The organism is Sediminibacterium goheungense, from assembly GCF_004361915.1.
In the GTDB taxonomy this organism is placed as follows: Bacteria; Bacteroidota; Bacteroidia; order Chitinophagales; family Chitinophagaceae; genus Sediminibacterium; species Sediminibacterium goheungense.
The window spans coordinates 1,270,965-1,289,648 of the sequence record NZ_SNWP01000010.1 but is presented as its reverse complement, the minus strand read 5'-3'; the positions used below and the strand labels follow the sequence as shown (position 1 = coordinate 1,289,648).

Below are 18,684 nucleotides of genomic sequence, written 5' to 3'. Positions count from 1 at the left end.
GTATCTTGTTATTACAACACATGAGAGAACTGAAATATTCAATTATTCAAATGGCGGGCCATGTCAGATAGTCAGCACGCATTGTCAATATTAGTTGTGGAAGATAATCCCGGAGATCTGTTTCTTCTGGAAGAACTATTAAAGACCACTTCATTACCGATTCATCGGCTAATTAAAGTAGTGAGTGCTACAGAAGCAAAACAGGCATTGCAAAAAGAAGAAATAAACCTTGTTTTATTGGATCTTAGTCTTCCGGATAGTAACGGATTACAATCCTATGAATCTGTTAATGAATATGCAGCTTCCATACCTATTATTGTCTTAACGGGATTAATTGATATGGAAATAGCGCTGGAAACCATGGCCAGCGGGGCACAGGATTATCTGATAAAAGGGGAATTTGATGAAAAATTACTTGCCAAGTCAATACAATACAGTATTGAACGTAAAAAAAGTCTTGAAAACTTAACTGAAAGTAATGAGCGATACAAATTTGTAACCAGAGCAACCAATGATGTTGTCTGGGATATGAATATCAGCAGCCAACGCATATTATGGGCAGGAGAAAATCTTAAGCGTCTTTTTGGTTATGAATTACCTGATGATGAAAGTGATCTTGGGTTTTGGTCAGAAAAAATCCATCCGGAAGAAAGAGATGGGGTCGTAAAGCGATTATTGAACACCTGTGCGGGCAACAGTGGAGAACTATGGAGTGATGAATATCGTTTTCAGCGGGCAAATGGAACCAGTGCTTATGTCTTAGACAAGGGATATCTGCTGTATAAAAATGGCAAACCGGTTAGAATGATCGGATCCATGCAGGATATAACTGAAAGAAAATTAGCAGAGCTACAGGTTCAGAATAGTGAAAAAAGATTCAGATCATTGGTACAGAACGGGTCAGATATGATCAAGATCCTGGATGAGAATGCCATCTTTACATTTTCCAGTCCGAGTGTAGAACAGGTACTTGGATATACATCAGAACAAATTATAGGTAAATCTGTCTTTGATTTTATCCATCCGGATGAGTTAAATCAAATCGGACGGCATTTTGATTTCATTCAAAACTCAGACTACCATGAGATACAATATTTCCGGTTTAAAAATGCTAAGGGAGAATGGAGATGGTTGGAAACAAAACTCACTAATTTACTCAACGACCCAGCTGTAAAAGGTATTGTTTCTAATTCAAGAGATGTAACGGAAAAGAAAAAAGCGGAAGAAGCCATTAAAGAATCTGAGGAACGGTATAGAAACCTGTTCTTTAATAATCCTATGTCGATTTATATCTGGGATATAGAAACATATGAAATACTGGAAGTAAATGATACAGCCCAACGTGAATATGGATATACACGTGAAGATTTTCTCAGATTAAAAACGCTCGATCTTCGTGAAGGAGAAGAAGAGGTCGCACAGTATAAATTGTTTGTAAACAATCTAAAAAATGACAGCTCGGAAAATGTACATCAGATAATATGGAAGCATAAAAAGAGTAATGGAGATGCTCTTTTTATGGAAGTGTATTCTCAGAAATTATATTTCAAAGAAAAAAAAGCTGTTATCGCACTAGCGAATAATGTAACAGAAAAAATAAAACTGGAAAAAAAGCTGGAAGAAGAACGTAATGCACGACAAAAGGAAATTACAGAAGCCGTAATACGGGTACAGGAAAAAGAGCGGTACGAAATAAGCCGTGAGTTGCATGATAATGTAAACCAGCAGTTAACCGTAGCGATGATGTATATTGCTACTATAGAAAAAGGAACAGGTAATGCAGAAGCATTGTTAAAACAATCATCAGGTTTTATTTATAATGCCATTGAAGAAATCCGTAAACTATCGAAAGCGCTCGTTACACCTTTGATAAAAGATTTTGGTTTGTGTAAAGCTATTGATGGGCTATTAGAAGATATTCATATGGCAAATACCATACAGCTTGATTTTTTCTATGATAATTTTCATGAAGAGGATATCAGTTATGAATTTAAACTGAATATTTTCCGTATTGTGCAGGAGCAGATGAACAATATAGTCAAGCATGCACAAGCTAAACAGGTGGTAATAGAATTATACCGGGAAGAAAAAATCCGACTGTCCATTATCGACGACGGAAAAGGTTTTGATACCGAGCAAAAAAGAAGTGGGATAGGGCTGAACAATATTCAAACCAGGACTGAATTGTATGCAGGTAAACTTAATATTCAATCTTCACCCGGCCATGGTTGTAAAGTAAAAATTGAGTATCCGATTACGAATGATATCCTCATTGTTAAGTAGTTACCTATAAAGAGCCACAGGTTCACAGATAAAAAATTATCTGTGAACCTGTGGCTTGGTATATCAAAAAATCAGTTGTTACTAGTTTTATTCAATGCCGGGTTGTTTCAGTTTCCAACCTGTTTTAGCTTTTTCAGCATCAACTATTTTCTTAACATCAGCCAGTAATTTTTTGGCATCGTATACAATACCATCTTTAATGGTAAATTGAACACCACCTGTCCGAACAATTTTATTGTCTTTGGTAAGCTCAATAGCACCTGTGCCGTACAGTACCTGTAAATTTTTTAGCGGGTTCGCATTTACAATAACAATATCTGCCAGTTTACCTACTTCAATACTGCCTAATTCTTTTTCCATACCCAGTGCCTGAGCGCCATATAAAGTTGCAGAACGTATAACTTCTAAAGGATGAAATCCGGCCTCACGCAAAAGTTCGAGTTCCCGGATATAACCAAATCCATAGGTCTGATAGATAAAACCGTTATCGGAGCCTGCTGTTACACGTCCGCCCCGGTTTTTGTATTCATTGATAAAACTCATCCATAACCTGTAATTATTCTTCCATTCTACTTCCTGCTCAGTACCCCAGTTATGCCAGTATGAGCCATGACTCTGGTAACTTGGTTCATAGAATTTCCAGAGAGAAGGTAAGGTATAGTCTTCGTGCCATTCTGCTCTTCTTGCACGGTGAAGATCGCGATTGGCCTCATAAATATTAAAAGTAGGGTCAAGGGTAAAGTCTAGTGAAATCAATTCATTCATTACTTTGTTCCAGTGTTCGGAATAAGGCGGTGCTGCCTGTTTCCATAATTTACCGGCTTCTTCAAAGCGGTGTTGTTCATTGTTGTAATTATAATCAGCAGGATAGTTTTGTAGGGTCTTATCCGTGAATAATGCTTCCGGCAAACCATACCAGTGTTCCATACTTGTCATACCTGCTCTTGCTGAGTTAAGCACATTCCAGCGGGCTACATCTGTTTGCGCATGGTGAGCAGTTGAGCGTAGTCCCAATAATTTATTTTCACGAACAGCCGCATCCATTACTTCAGGAGAAGCACCGAAAAATTTGATACCATCAGCCCCTTTTTTAGCATTTTCCCTGACCCAGTTACGCGCCTGTTCGGCATTGGTAATAGCACTTCTGTTACCCTGACCAAAGGCTGTGTATGCAAAAATTCGGGGCGCTGTGATGGTATTCGCAGCACTTTTTCTTTTGTGTTCTAGTACCCACTCCAAACCATTTCCGGCTGAAGGATCACGAATCGTGGTAATGCCATGTGCCATCCATAGTTTAAACACATATTCTGCAGGTGTGCCCTGTGCAGTACCGCCAATATGTCCATGCATATCTATTAATCCGGGTAAAGCATACATGCCTTCACAGTTCAGCTCTTTACCACCTGCTTTTAATACAGGTCTTCTGTTTTGGTTGATGGGTAGTCCAGGGCTGCCTACACCCTGAATCTGTACGATTCGATTGTTTTCAATCACAATATCCATGGGTCCAAGCGGGGGAGCGCCGGTACCATTAATTAAAGTAACACCTCGGATAATGAGTTGTGTGTAAGGGCCGTCGCCATCTTTTACTTCCGGTGCTTTAGCAATCTGGGCATACAGAATAAAAATACTAAAGCAAAAAGACAGGCAAAGCAGCAATGTTTTTTTCATGGCAGTAAGAATTGAGGAATGAAAATAGGAAATATGTAACGCAGTATTGATAATTTAAATAGATTATATAATTTTCAATTATAAATCAATTATCCGTATTACATTGTATATGCAAAAAGTGATATTATGGCAGATCAGGAAGTAATCAAACACACAAAAAAAGTGTATAAAATATGGACGAGTAAGGAGCATGGATTTATGCATAAACTTAAAGAGTTTGGTATAGAAGTATTGATTATTGTATTTGCGGTTAGCTTAAGTATATGGCTCCATGGCTGGAGTGAGCACAGAACAGAACAGAAGCAGGTAAAATCTTTTTTATTAGGTCTTAAGAGTGATCTCCAGGAAGATATAGAAGAAACGGCAGAAGTTGTTAGAAGCTTTAAAGACTTTGATACGATGTATACATATCTTTCTTCTTTGAATAAAGATAAGCCTGCTGATAAAGACACTTTTTCCGGTATTATGCGAACGATAAAAAGTAATGTATGGCTTAGGCCTAATATGAGTCGTTATGAAGGGTTTAAATCAAGTGGTAGACTGAGTTATATAGAGAATGATGCCTTGTTACAGAATATTCTTTATTTATATCAGGAAGCTTTGCCACAGATTAAATCTTCAGAAGGTGGCTGGCTCAATGCGCAGCAAAGATTATTGGATTTTCTTTTTGAAAATATTAATGATCAATCTGATTCAGATAATCGCTATCAGTTAATCACTTCAGCAAGAGGAAAACTAATGTGCGAAGCTCTGATTCCTTCCGATCAATTATTCAAACGCTATGATTTATTTATTGAAAAAAGTAAAGAAATAATTGATCAAATCAATCAACAATATGGACTAAAAGAAAAATAAATCAAACTTGTGCATCCAGATATTTTTTTCTGATTATTTCCTGAACCGGCTTCCCTTCCATCTTACTCTCTAACCAGGAAATAACATCCAGGTACATAAAGGCACGGTTCTCAAGGCTGTTCTTCTCTAAAGGTCTCAGTTTATTCAGCAGTAATGCAAACTGTGGCCTCAATTGGCGTGGGGTAAGTTTAAAAGATTGTTTAAGAAAGGAGAATATTTCTACTTCAACCGTACTCAGGTTTTCCATTTTGGCCATAAAACGGTAGACAGATTTGAGCAGGTATTCAAGCAGATCGAAATTGCCTAGTTCATAATGGGCAATCAGATGAAGCAAACGTGCATAGCACTGAAGATCAGTACGCAAGTCGACTTTTAAGTTGATGATTTTATTCAGGTAATCAATACTTTTTTCATGATCGCCGGAACCGAAATAAAGAGAGGCAAATTTGTAGTAAAATACCAGAATGCGGTGCCTGTCGAGATAAATCTCATATTCCTTCAGCTTTGCTTCAATTTCAGGAACCAATGCCAGCCCCTTTGTAAAAGTACCCTCCATGAAATGTTTATTCAACTTGGCAGTATAGAGGTATAAAAAAGTCTGGATCAGATTATTATGGTTTTCCTGGACAACAGGCTCATGTGTAAATTTTTCAAACTGCTGAATAGCTTCTTCAAATTTTTTATGGTTTCGTAAATCAAAATGAGCACTCAGCAGGTTATGCATACCTTTTATATAATGTGCTGTTTCTACTTCGATCATTTTGGGTGACTGATTGAAAAGATCTACCCATTTCTGACAATACCGGTAATACAGTAAAAAATCCTGAACGATAAAACCGTACCAGCAATAGCATTGGTAACGATATAGTTTTTCATAAAAGCCATCACAGCTTTTTACCTGCTCCAGTAAATCCTGTTTAAATAATTTATCAACCTCTTCCCTGTCTTTTTCGTTTCTGGCATGACCATGCTGTATATACCAGCTGTATAATAATAAAGAGAGGTCAGATAGTTGACCAATCAGTTGTAACCGACTATTGATTTCTGCTGATTCAGCACTGAGTTTTTCGGCCCTGTCCTGCATACTTCTGGTAATATGAAGCGCTTCAATCTTTTTCTCCAGGAAAACAACCTGTAAAATATAAGTCACCTGCTGATGGGTACGGGCCAGCTCTTTAATCTTGTCAAGTATTTTGAGACTCTGGAGGTATAAACCTTTATTGTATAGTAAACGGGCAAAATCAAGTTGCTCATGTAATTGCAGGTCAATATTTTCTTCTTTTTTCAAAGACCGCAAACTGGTGAGTACTTCCTGGTAAAGACGTGCTTTCAGGTTAGATAATTGTGTTTTCTGTATGCCGGGATGTTTTTTAAGCAGTAATTCTTCATCATACTGTTTCATTTTATCCATAGCATCAAATAACTGAACCACTTTAAGATCGCCTGAACCGCCCGCATGACTTTTCATATGCAGCTTAAAATGCCGTTTTTCAGCCGTTTCGAGGGACTGAATCAGTTGAAAAAGGGTATCGGTACTACGGTTAGGCATGGTAAATCTGATGAATAAAAATCCTTTATTGATAAGGTTTTTACGGGAATATGAGCCGTTTATGCAGTGTAAAATAACATCAATTTTGATCTGAAACCGCTTAATAACTCATCTATATTCGAAGATAAGCAGGCTGATGATTTGTTAATACAGGCAATCGTTAACAAAATCCTTCAGCTTGCTTTTTTATCCTAACTATAAAAAAGAAGACGAGATGGGTCAGCAGGTCTATATTTTCGATACCACATTACGCGATGGTGAGCAGGTGCCGGGTTGTAAACTCAATACAAAGGAAAAACTGGAACTGGCCCTTAAACTGGAAGCATTGGGTGTAGATATTATAGAAGCTGGTTTTCCTATTTCATCTCCCGGCGATTTTGAATCGGTAGAGCAAATTGCCAAAGCAGTTAAAAATGCTACAGTGTGCGGTCTAAGCCGGGCCGTACAGAAAGATATTGAAGTGGCAGCACAGGCACTGAAATATGCCAGACGTCCCCGTATTCACACGGGTATCGGTACTTCAGACTACCATATAAAAGCGAAGTTCAATGCTACGCAGGATGAAATCTTAACCCGGGCAGTGCAGGCAGTGAAATTGGCCCGCAATTTTACCGATGATGTAGAATTTTATGCTGAAGATGCAGGCCGTACCGAAAACGGATACCTGGCTAGGGTTATTGAAGCGGTTATTGCAGCTGGTGCTACCGTTGTCAATATTCCTGATACAACAGGTTATTGCCTGCCACACCAATATGGAGAGAAAATTGCTTATTTGAAAAACAATGTACCCAATATCGATAAAGCGGTAATATCCTGCCATTGTCATAATGATCTGGGCCTAGCTACAGCGAATGCCATAGCAGGCGTCATTAATGGAGCAAGACAAATAGAATGTACCATTAATGGATTGGGTGAAAGAGCCGGTAATACCTCATTGGAAGAAGTGGTTATGATATTGCAGCAGCATAAAGATCTAGGATTTTATACACAGGTACAAACGCAGCAGTTAAATCCTATCAGCCGTGAAGTTTCTGATGTTATGCGTATGCCTGTTCAACCTAATAAGGCCATTGTTGGTGCAAATGCATTTTCTCATTCATCCGGCATTCATCAGGATGGATTTTTGAAAGATGCACAAACTTATGAAATCATCAATCCGGAAGAAGTGGGTGCAGAAGGAAGTAAAATTGTATTAACCGCCCGAAGTGGTAGAAGTGCACTGGCACATCGTTTTCAGAAGTTGGGTTACCAGTATAACCGCAATGATATTGATATTTTATATCAGTCTTTTTTACAGGTAGCAGACAGAAAAAAAGAAGTAGAGGAAAGTGATCTGCATGCAATGGCAAAGGCTTATACGCCTGAACCTGCAATGGCATAGGATTTTCTCATCAGCATAGGTTTAATTTTTCAGCCTGGCACATCAGTGCCAGGCACTTATTCAGAAAGTATGGCGAAGACATTATTTGAAAAAATCTGGGACAAACATGTAGTCAAACAGATCGACGGAGGCCCGTCGGTATTATATATTGATAAACATTTCATACATGAAGTAACAAGTCCCCAGGCCTTTAAAGGCATTGAAAAGCGGGGACTTTCTGTTTTACGTCCCAATCAGGTCGTGGCAACAGCCGATCATAATGTGCCCACATTGAATCAGCACTTACCTATCAAAGACGAGCTGTCGCGTTTACAGGTACAGCAACTCATTGAAAACTGTAAAAAACACCAGATTGAATTATATGGTCTGGGTCATCCTTTTCAGGGTATTGTTCATGTAATCGGGCCTGAATTGGGAATTACGCAACCGGGTATGACGATTGTTTGTGGCGACAGTCATACATCTACACACGGTGCTTTCGGAACCATCGCATTCGGAATCGGTACCAGTGAAGTGGAAATGGTATTTGCATCACAATGTCTGATGCAAACCCGTCCCAAATTGATGCGTATCAATATTGAAGGAACGTTGAATAAAGGAGTGGTATCAAAAGATATCATTCTCTATATTATTTCAAAGATTTCGGCCAGCGGTGCTACAGGTTTTTTTGTTGAATATGCAGGCTCGGCTATACGGTCATTATCCATGGAAGCCCGGATGACGATCTGTAATATGAGTATTGAAATGGGAGCTAGGGGTGGTATGATTGCACCGGACGAAATTACTTTCAGCTATTTAAAAGGCAGGCAATTTGCCCCTTCAGGTGAACAATGGGAGAAAAAAATAGCGGAATGGAAAACATTATACAGCGATGAAAATGCAGTATTTGATAAGGAAATTCATATCGATGCATCTCTCATTGAACCGATGATTACCTATGGAACCAATCCGGGGCTGGGTATTGCGATCAATGGAACGGTACCCGTAGTGGAAGGTATTCCTGATGAAGGGGAAAGAAATAATATTATGAAAGCCCTGCAGTATATGGGTTTGGAAAGTGGCAAATCATTATTAGGAATGCCGATACAACATGTATTTATCGGAAGCTGTACCAATTCCAGAATAGAGGATTTGCGTATGGTGGCATCATTGATTAAAGGAAGAAAAAAAAATGAAGCCGTTCAGGTGATGATTGTGCCTGGTTCGCAACAGGTTTCCAAGCAGGTGCAGGCGGAAGGATTGGATAAAATATTCAAAGAAGCGGGATTCGAAATAAGACAGGCCGGTTGTAGTGCCTGTTTGGGTATGAATGAAGATAAAATACCAGCCGGTGAATATTGCATCAGTACCAGTAACCGCAATTTTGAAGGAAGGCAGGGCGCAGGTGCCAGAACATTGCTGGCAAGCCCGTTAACAGCAGCAGCAGCAGCAATTACGGGAGTAGTAACAGATGTAAGAGAATTAATATAAGTCGAGGGCTAAAAAAATGAATAAAGTAACAACCATACAAAGCAGATTTGTTCCCATTACAATGGAGAACATCGATACCGATCAGATCATACCTGCGCGTTTTTTAAAAGCGACTACAAGAGATGGATTCGGTAAAAACCTGTTTCGCGATTGGCGTTATGCAAATGATGACGAACAGCAACCTAAAACAGATTTTGTTTTGAACCAATCTATATATACAGGAGAGATACTGGTTGCAGGAAAAAACTTTGGTTGTGGTTCATCAAGAGAACATGCAGCCTGGGCCATAAAAGATTATGGATTTGCAGCGGTGGTTTCCAGCTTCTTTGCAGATATCTTTAAAAACAATGCATTGAACAATGGGCTTTTGCCTGTTACCGTAACAGATTCTTTTCTGCAAAAGATTTTTGCAGAGCCGGTAACATCTTCACTGACTATCAATCTGGAAGAACAGAGTATTAAGATTGATACTACAGGTGAAAAAGAATCATTTGAAATTAATAGTTATAAGAAAACCTGCTTATTGAATGGGTATGATGATATTGATTACCTCATTAGTATGAAACAGGAGATAGAAATATTTGAACAAACACTTGTGTAAACCTGAGCTATGAATAAAAAGATTGCCGTTATACCAGGAGATGGAATTGGACCTGAAGTTACCAACCAATCTGTAAAAGTATTAGATGCGGTAGCCAAACGTTTTGGTCACCAGTTTGATTATCGTTATGCCGTTATGGGAGCCGTTGCCATTGATCAAACCGGTAACCCTTTACCCGATGCAACAGTGGATACCTGCTTACAAAGTGATGCTATTTTGTTCGGAGCCATCGGTGATCCTAAATATGATAATAACCCGGCAGCTAGTGTTCGCCCGGAACAGGGATTGTTGAAGCTAAGAAAAGTGCTGCAACTGTTCGCCAATATCAGACCGATTGATACTTATAAAGCACTGCAACATATGTCGCCTTTAAAGGCCAAACAATTAGAGAATGTTGATTTTGTGATTTTTCGGGAGCTAACGGGCGGTATTTATTTCGGGAAAAAAGAGCTACAAGCTGATGGAACAGTAGCTGTTGATGAATGTACTTATTCTGTAGAAGAAATTGAACGCATTACAAAGCTTGCATTTGAGTATGCACAGAAAAGAAGAAAAAAACTTACGCTGGTAGATAAGGCCAATGTGCTGGAAACTTCAAGACTATGGCGTAAAGTAGTACAGCAGCTGAGTGCCAATTATCCTGATGTTTCTGTCGATTATATGTTTGTTGATAATGCTGCCATGCAGATCATCCTTAATCCTGCACAGTTTGATGTGGTTTTAACAGAAAATATGTTTGGTGATATCATCAGTGACGAAGCCAGTGTGTTGAGTGGTTCATTGGGATTACTTCCTTCAGCATCTATCGGTAATACGGTAGCCTTGTTTGAACCCATTCACGGATCTTATCCACAGGCAGCAGGGAAGGATATTGCCAACCCGCTCGGCTCTATACTCTCAGCAGCTATGTTATTGGATCACTTCGGATTACAACAGGAAGCTATGGCTGTCCGGAAAGCAGTTGAATGGACTTTGCTGAATGGATTTGTATCAAAAGATATTGATCCGGTTAATAATTATTCAACTACAGCTATTGGCGATCTGGTAGCAGATCATATTGATAGAAACAAAGATTCTGATGTTGGAGTGAATACAAGTTTGAATAAATCGACGATTATATAAATCCATTGCTAAGGATATATTAATTGGGTAACAAGTGCGGCAAATGCTTTCGGAGTATGCGCCGCACTTGGCTTTTAAGGCATAGTAATAACAAACGATCGTTCGTAATAAAATGAACGGTTGGGAAAATAAATAAAAAAGTTCTTTGTTTTTCTGAGAGGTGGGACTATCTTCGTTATCAACGAGCTACCCTCTATGTTTAGAAACAGTATCAATATTGCCAACAGCATTAACACAATTATTATTGTGGTTGTCATTATTATCCCTGTACTAAACGGAGGAGGAGCCCTTATGTAATCGCAATAAAAAACTTAGCATAAGCCCCGCCTCCAAAAGGCGGGGTTTTTTTATTTACAGCAAAACAAACAATATGTATTACGGCGAGTCAACAGTACTTTATTTCAACGGGGCATTTATGAATGCGGCAGATGCAAAAATCGATTTGTATAGCCAGTCATTGCATTATGGGTATGCCGTATTCGAAGGCATACGCTCATATCAAACGGCAAATGGAACAAAAATATTCAAAGCGAAAGAACATTATGATCGTTTAAGGTACTCTGCTGAAGTGATGGGTATTCCCTTTTCTGTTTCTACTCAAGAACTTACAGATTTAACATATGAATTGCTGGAGAGAAATAGTTTCACTAATGCCTATATACGGCCTGTTGTACTTTGTTCTCCCAATATGTCTTTGTCGAAAGGAAAGGAGAGTTATCTGGCTATTACAGCATGGGAATGGACCAATGGTTACCTGAGTAACCAGATGCGTATTATGACATCTTCTTACAGAAGACCTAACCCCAGTGGATTCAAGATCAATGCAAAAGTATCCGGTCACTATGTAAATTCTATACTCGCTTGTCAGGAAGCCAAAGACAATGGATTTGATGAAGCCCTGTTACTCGATATCGAGGGCAATGTAGCAGAAGGTCCGGGTGCCAATGTGTTTTTTGAAAAAGATGGGGTACTATACACACCTGCCGCAGGTAATATTCTTCCCGGAATAACAAGGGCTACTGTTTTAGACTTGTGTGAAATATTAGGTATACCAGTAGTAGAGAAAAAATTCAAACCAGAAGAAATGAGGGGTGCTGATAGTGCTTTCTATTGTGGTACTGCAGCTGAAGTAGTAGCATTGGAATCAATGGATAATATTCCTTTCGCCCAACCATGGGAAAATAGTCTGGGAAGTGAATTACAGAAAGCATATAAGAACTGTGTCTTAGAAAAAGAGTATACAGCTGAAACAATCAATAACTAAAGTATTCAGTGTAAACGCAGTGAAAATATCATATGAAAGAACTCAATAAATATTCAAGGACAATTACGCAGGATGTTACACAACCTGCTGCACAGGCCATGTTTTATGGTATCGGTCTTACAGAAGAGGATCTGGCAAAAGCACAGGTGGGCGTAGTAAGTATGGGCTATGATGGTAATACCTGTAATATGCACCTGAACGATCTGGCAAAACTGGTAAAGCAGGGTGTATGGGATAATAATCTGGTAGGACTTATTTTCAATACGATTGGTGTAAGTGATGGTATGAGTAATGGTACAGACGGAATGCGCTATTCACTTGTGAGCCGGGATATCATTGCCGATTCTATAGAAGCGGTTTGTGGTGCTCAGTATTATGATGGAATCATAGCCTTGCCGGGCTGCGATAAAAATATGCCAGGCTCACTCATTGCGATGGGACGTTTAAACAGGCCAGCCATCATGGTATATGGCGGTACAATCGCTCCCGGACATTATAAGGGACAGGATTTAAATATTGTTTCTGCTTTTGAAGCATTAGGACAAAAGATTGCGGGTAATTTATCGGAAGCAGATTTTAAAGGGATTGTGCAACACGCATGCCCAGGTGCCGGTGCCTGTGGAGGTATGTACACTGCCAATACTATGGCATCTGCTATAGAAGCATTGGGTATGAGTTTGCCTTATTCATCATCTAATCCAGCCTTAAGTGAAGAAAAAAAACAGGAATGTATAGATGCAGGTAAAGCGATACGATACCTCCTGGAGCAAGATATCAAGCCTAAAGATATCATGACAAGAAAGGCATTTGAGAATGCTATTACAGTTATCATGGTACTAGGTGGAAGCACCAATGCTGTATTGCATCTCATCGCTATGGCGAAATCTGTAGATGTAACACTTACACAGGATGATTTTCAACAAATCAGTGACCGTATACCGGTACTGGCAGATTTTAAACCCAGTGGTAAATACCTGATGCAGGACCTGCATCAGTACGGTGGATTGCCTTCTGTAATGAAATACCTTTTACAAAAAGGTTTATTACATGGTGATTGCCTGACGGTGACTGGAAAAACCCTTTCTGAAAATTTATCAGTAGTACCGGATCTGGATTTTGATGTACAGAAAATTATTTATCCATTAGAAAATCCTGTTAAAGCAACAGGTCATTTACAGATACTGTACGGAAATCTGGCAGAAAAAGGAAGTGTAGCAAAAATAAGTGGTAAAGAAGGCGAATTATTTGAGGGGCCCGCGCGTGTTTTTGATGGTGAGCATGCATTGATTGATGGTATTAATACCGGTAAGATACAACCCGGCGATGTGGTAGTAATACGTTATGTAGGACCCAAAGGCGGACCTGGTATGCCTGAAATGCTGAAGCCTACATCGGCTATTATTGGAGCCGGCCTTGGTAAATCTGTAGCACTGATTACTGATGGGCGATTCAGTGGTGGTACACATGGATTTGTTGTAGGGCATATAACACCGGAAGCATATGATGGCGGCTTGATTGCATTGGTACAGGATGATGATATCATAGAACTGAATGTGGCAACCAAAAAAATGACACTGAAAGTAGCAGATGCTGAAATTGAACAAAGAAAAAAAAGATGGAAGCGACCTGCACTAAAAGCTGTAAAGGGTTTGTTGTTTAAATATGCACAGGTAGTTAAAGATGCATCAGAAGGTTGCGTAACGGATGAATTATAATCAAATAATTATAACTGAAACAAGATGGAAGCAGTTGCAGTATCAAAAGAATCGACAAAGCAAAAACTGGTTACTGAATTAAGTGGCTCACAGGCAGTACTGGAAGCATTGATTGCAGAAGGGGTAGATACTATTTTTGGATATCCCGGTGGTGCGATCATGCCCATTTACGATGCTTTGTATGATTATCACGAAAAACTGAAACATATACTTGTTCGTCATGAACAGGGAGGCATACATGCCGGACAGGGCTTTGCCCGAACATCAGGTAAAGTAGGTGTTGTATTTGCTACCAGTGGCCCAGGAGCTACCAATCTTGTTACCGGCTTAGCTGATGCACAGATAGATAGTACACCGTTAGTATGTATAACAGGTCAGGTTTTTGCTCATTTATTGGGAACAGATGCTTTTCAGGAAACAGATGTAATCAATATCACAGCACCCGTTACCAAATGGAATTATCAGATTACAGATGCAACAGAGATACCCGAAGTATTGGCCAAAGCTTTTTATATCGCTAAAAGTGGAAGACCCGGACCTGTACTGATTGATATTACTAAAAATGCACAGCTTCAAAAATTTGCTTATACGGGTTATGTCAAATGCAGTCATATCAGAAGCTATAGACCCAAACCAATTGTTCGGCAGGAATTCATTGAAGAAGCGGCAAAACTGATTAATGAAGCTGAAAAACCATTTGTGGTATTTGGTCAGGGTGTAATACTCGGTAAGGCTGAAAAGGAATTCAAATGTTTTATTGAAAAGTCCGGTATACCTGCTGCCTGGACAATTCTAGGTTTGAGTGCATTACCTACCGATCATCCTTTAAACATGGGTATGCTGGGTATGCATGGTAATTATGGTCCGAATGTAATGACCAACGAATGTGATGTATTGATTGCGATAGGAATGCGGTTTGATGATCGGGTTACAGGCCGGCTTGATAAATATGCAAAACAAGCTAAAGTTATTCATCTCGATATTGACCCATCTGAGATTGACAAAAACGTAAAAGCCTCTGTAGGAGTTTGGGGTGATTGTAAGGAAACATTGCCACTACTGACCAAACTTGTACAATCTAAAGTATATCCGACATGGGTAGAGAAATTCAGAAACTACCAGCAGGAAGAAGAAGCACAGGTGATTTTTGATGAGTTGCATCCTGATACTGATGAGATGACAATGGGGGAAGTGATTAGGGTGTTAAATGAGTTAACAAATGGAGATGCAGTAGTGGTAACCGATGTGGGACAGCACCAGATGGTTGCCTGCCGCTATGCAAAGTTTAACGAGACCAGAAGCAATATTACTTCTGGTGGATTGGGTACCATGGGTTTTGCATTACCCGCCGCTATCGGAGCCAAGTTTGGTGTACCAGACAGAACAGTAGTGGCCATCATTGGTGATGGTGGTGTTCAGATGACGATACAGGAGTTGGGTACTATCATGCAGACAGGGATTGATGTTAAAATCCTGATTTTGAATAACAGATTTCTTGGAATGGTACGTCAGTGGCAGCAATTGTTTCATGATAAGCGTTACTCTTTTGTTGATATAGCCAGTCCCGATTATGTAACAGTAGCGAAGGGATATGGGATTGCCGGGAACTCGGTGAATGAAAGAGTCAACCTAAGATCTGCCATTGAAGCCATGCTGTTATATAAGGGTTCATATTTACTCGAAGTAATGGTAGGAAAGGAGAATAATGTATTTCCCATGGTGCCGCAAGGGTGCAGCGTAAGCGAAATCAGATTAAAATAATTGTATGAGCAAGCAGGAATTTACCATAACCGTATATACCGAAAATCATATCGGCCTATTAAACCGTATTGCTATCATCTTCTCAAGAAGAAAGATCAATATCGAGAGCCTGAATACTTCTCCGTCAGAAGTAGAAGGTATTCACAGGTTTACCATTGTAATCGATGAGCTGGAAGAAGTAGTGAGGAAACTTGTCAGACAAATTGAGAAACAGGTAGAAGTACTGAAAGCTTATTACAATACCAACGATGAAATTGTATGGCAGGAACTGGCTTTGTACAAAGTTTCAACTGATGAAATCGCCGAAAAGGTAAAAGTGGAAAGGCTATTACGTGAATATGGTGCAAGAGCTGTCGTAATCAGAAAAGATTATACCATTTTCGAAACAAGTGGACATAGAGAAGAAACAAACAGGCTGATCAGTGTACTTGAACCGCATGGATTGATTGAATTTGTGCGAAGCGCCCGCGTGGCTATTATAAAAGCCAGTAGTGGGTTTCATGAAAAAATAAAAGAGTTCGAGGCAAAAGAGCCAAGTGACGAAGTGATTGAAAATGAGTATTTAGGTAAGCAAGAGGAAGTATTTACAATGTAATTATAACAAGCAACAATAACTTATAAAACAAACATCATGGCAAAATTAAATTTTGGCGGCGTAGAAGAAAATGTAGTTACCCGCGAAGAATTTCCGCTTGAAAAAGCACAGGAGGTACTGAAAAATGAAACAGTAGCTGTTATAGGCTATGGCGTTCAGGGCCCCGGACAGGCATTAAACCAGAAAGAAAATGGGATCAATGTAATCGTTGGTCAGCGTAAAAATTCAAAAAGCTGGGATAAAGCGGTGCGCGATGGTTTTGTGCCTGGTGAATCTTTGTTCGAAATCGAAGAGGCACTCGATCGTGGTACCATTATTTGTTATTTGTTGAGTGATGCTGCACAGATCAAGTTATGGCCCACTGTACAAAAATATTTAACACCCGGAAAAGCATTGTATTTCTCACATGGTTTTGGCGTAACCTACAAAGAACAAACTGGTATTGTGCCACCTGCAGATGTAGATGTTTTTTTAGTAGCACCCAAGGGTTCAGGTACCTCTCTGCGTCGTATGTTTTTGCAGGGACGTGGTTTGAACAGTAGCTATGCCATTTTTCAGGATGCTACCGGTCGTGCTTTTGAACGTGTAGTAGCATTGGGAATTGCGATTGGAAGTGGATACCTTTTTGAAACAGATTTCAAAAAAGAAGTATACAGTGATCTTACAGGAGAACGCGGTACATTGATGGGGGCTATCCAGGGAATTTTTGCAGCACAATATCAGGTGCTTCGTTCAAAAGGACATTCTCCATCGGAAGCATTTAATGAAACAGTGGAGGAATTAACACAGTCATTGATGCCGCTTGTAGCCGAAAATGGCATGGACTGGATGTATGCTAATTGCTCAACCACTGCACAACGCGGTGCGCTTGACTGGTGGAAGAAATTCAGGGACGCAACATTACCAGTATTTACCGAACTCTATGAAAGTGTAGCAGCAGGTAAAGAAGCCGCAAAATCAATCGAAAGCAACAGCAAGCCTGATTATCGCGAAAAGCTGGAAGAAGAATTAAAAGAATTACGTGACAGCGAATTATGGCAGGCGGGTAAGACAGTAAGAAGTCTGCGTCCTGAGAACCAGAAAGTAGCTGAAGCTGTAGAAGCATAATGACTAAATGATAAGGCCCTCTCTGAAAACGAGAGGGCCTATAGTGAAAACATGAACACAACAATAACCCATATACTGAATTTTCACGAGGCGACAGCAAGGTTGCGAAATGTAGTTAACAAAACGCCTTTAACGTATAACCATGCATTATCACGTCGTTATAATTGCACTGTGTACCTGAAAAGAGAAGATCTTCAGATAGTACGTTCTTATAAGTTGAGGGGTGCTTATAATATGATGAGTAGCTTACCCGCAGCGCAGCTTCAGAAAGGAGTTGTATGTGCGAGCGCAGGAAACCACGCACAGGGCTTTGCTTATAGCTGTAAAAAGCTAAATGTAAGAGGAGTTGTGTTTATGCCTATTATTACCCCTAACCAAAAAGTAAGCCAGACAAAAATGTTTGGTGAGGGTTTTGTAGAAGTGAAACTTATCGGAGATACATTTGATGATTGCGCAACTGCTGCTAAGGAATATACACAAGAACATCAGCTAACATTCATACCTCCTTTCGATGATCTCCGTATTATTGAAGGCCAATCAACAGTAGCAGCTGAAATTATGGAAGAGCAGGCTAATGTAGATTATCTTTTTGTTCCTGTGGGTGGTGGTGGACTTAGTGCGGGTGTAGGAACTTATTTCAAAACCTTTTCACCAAACACAAAAATCATAGGCGTTGAACCGGAAGGTGCTCCATCTATGACCGAGGCGTTAAAAGCAGGAAAACCCGTTCTGTTAGACCAGATTGAACGATTTGTTGACGGAGCTGCTGTAAAAAAGGTAGGTGATATTACGTTTGATATCTGTAAGGATGTATTGGACGATATGACGCTTGTGCCGGAAGGTCGGGTATGTTCCACGATTTTGAGAATGTACAATGAAGACGCCATTGTTGCAGAACCTGCCGGCGTACTTTCGGTAGCTGCATTGGATGATTATGCTGCTGATATTGAAGGAAAGGTAGTGGTTTGTATTATCAGTGGGAGCAATAATGATATCGACCGGATGCAGGAAATTAAAGAACGATCATTACAATACGAAGGATTAAAACATTATTTCCTGATTCGTTTTGCGCAGAGACCCGGGGCACTAAAACAATTTGTAAATCATGTATTAGGCCCTGATGATGATATTACCCGATTTGAATACATGCAGAAACATAATAAAGAAACGGGTCCTGCACTGGTGGGTATTGAACTTAAATCAAAGCAGGATTATAATAACCTCATCAATAACCTGAATCGTCATCAAATTAATTATACTGAGCTGAGTAAACAGGATAATCTTTTCGGATATTTAGTTTGAAAAATCGG

Annotated in this window: 14 protein-coding genes; 12 read left to right on the top strand and 2 right to left on the bottom strand. The window is 39.7% G+C overall.

The window, feature by feature from the left end; all coding sequences use genetic code 11:
• Positions 1-60 precede the first annotated feature (60 nt).
• Positions 61-2,283, top strand: coding sequence for a PAS domain S-box protein (locus BC659_RS05425; protein WP_133473649.1), 2,223 nt, complete (start codon positions 61-63; stop codon positions 2,281-2,283).
• Positions 2,284-2,370: 87 nt separating this feature from the next.
• On the opposite strand, the gene BC659_RS05420 is transcribed toward BC659_RS05425, so the two are convergent.
• Entirely contained in the window at positions 2,371-3,954 is a 1,584-nt protein-coding gene (locus tag BC659_RS05420) for an amidohydrolase family protein (protein WP_133473648.1), read from the bottom strand.
• A gap of 126 nt (positions 3,955-4,080) precedes the next feature.
• Between BC659_RS05420 and BC659_RS05415 the strand changes: the two genes are divergently transcribed.
• Positions 4,081-4,809 carry a hypothetical protein gene (locus BC659_RS05415; RefSeq protein WP_133473647.1) on the top strand — a complete coding sequence of 243 codons (729 nt, stop codon included), beginning with the start codon at positions 4,081-4,083 and terminating at the stop codon, positions 4,807-4,809.
• 1 nt (position 4,810) lies between these two features.
• Here the strand turns inward: BC659_RS05415 and BC659_RS05410 are convergent, their stop codons facing one another.
• Complete coding sequence (locus BC659_RS05410) at positions 4,811-6,358, bottom strand: hypothetical protein (RefSeq protein ID WP_133473646.1); 1,548 nt, start codon at positions 6,356-6,358, stop codon at positions 4,811-4,813.
• A gap of 178 nt (positions 6,359-6,536) precedes the next feature.
• Here BC659_RS05410 and BC659_RS05405 point away from each other — a divergent pair, with 178 nt between their 5' ends.
• The 10 genes from BC659_RS05405 to ilvA all read left to right on the top strand — a co-directional run bounded on the left by BC659_RS05405 (position 6,537) and on the right by ilvA (position 18,676).
• On the top strand, positions 6,537-7,739 hold the full coding sequence (locus BC659_RS05405) for a 2-isopropylmalate synthase (protein ID WP_246027083.1): 1,203 nt from the start codon (positions 6,537-6,539) through the stop codon (positions 7,737-7,739).
• A gap of 69 nt (positions 7,740-7,808) precedes the next feature.
• Positions 7,809-9,209, top strand: a complete 1,401-nt coding sequence (gene leuC, locus BC659_RS05400) for a 3-isopropylmalate dehydratase large subunit (RefSeq protein ID WP_133473645.1) — start codon at positions 7,809-7,811, stop codon at positions 9,207-9,209.
• Positions 9,210-9,225: 16 nt separating this feature from the next.
• Positions 9,226-9,810 (top strand): 3-isopropylmalate dehydratase small subunit, encoded by a 585-nt coding sequence (gene leuD / locus BC659_RS05395; protein ID WP_133473644.1) that lies wholly within the window; start codon positions 9,226-9,228, stop codon positions 9,808-9,810.
• A gap of 9 nt (positions 9,811-9,819) precedes the next feature.
• Entirely contained in the window at positions 9,820-10,932 is a 1,113-nt protein-coding gene (gene leuB, locus BC659_RS05390; protein WP_133473643.1) for a 3-isopropylmalate dehydrogenase, read from the top strand.
• 370 nt (positions 10,933-11,302) lie between these two features.
• Positions 11,303-12,196, top strand: coding sequence for a branched-chain amino acid transaminase (locus BC659_RS05385; RefSeq protein ID WP_133473642.1), 894 nt, complete (start codon positions 11,303-11,305; stop codon positions 12,194-12,196).
• A gap of 32 nt (positions 12,197-12,228) precedes the next feature.
• Complete coding sequence (gene ilvD / locus BC659_RS05380; protein ID WP_133473641.1) at positions 12,229-13,911, top strand: dihydroxy-acid dehydratase; 1,683 nt, start codon at positions 12,229-12,231, stop codon at positions 13,909-13,911.
• Positions 13,912-13,935: 24 nt separating this feature from the next.
• Complete coding sequence (ilvB, locus tag BC659_RS05375) at positions 13,936-15,672, top strand: biosynthetic-type acetolactate synthase large subunit (RefSeq protein WP_133473640.1); 1,737 nt, start codon at positions 13,936-13,938, stop codon at positions 15,670-15,672.
• Between the two features lie 4 nt (positions 15,673-15,676).
• Positions 15,677-16,267, top strand: coding sequence for an acetolactate synthase small subunit (gene ilvN, locus BC659_RS05370; RefSeq protein ID WP_133473639.1), 591 nt, complete (start codon positions 15,677-15,679; stop codon positions 16,265-16,267).
• A gap of 36 nt (positions 16,268-16,303) precedes the next feature.
• Entirely contained in the window at positions 16,304-17,374 is a 1,071-nt protein-coding gene (ilvC, locus tag BC659_RS05365) for a ketol-acid reductoisomerase (protein ID WP_133473638.1), read from the top strand.
• A 51-nt stretch (positions 17,375-17,425) separates the two neighbouring features.
• Positions 17,426-18,676 carry a threonine ammonia-lyase gene (gene ilvA, locus BC659_RS05360; RefSeq protein ID WP_133473637.1) on the top strand — a complete coding sequence of 417 codons (1,251 nt, stop codon included), beginning with the start codon at positions 17,426-17,428 and terminating at the stop codon, positions 18,674-18,676.
• Positions 18,677-18,684 lie beyond the last annotated feature (8 nt).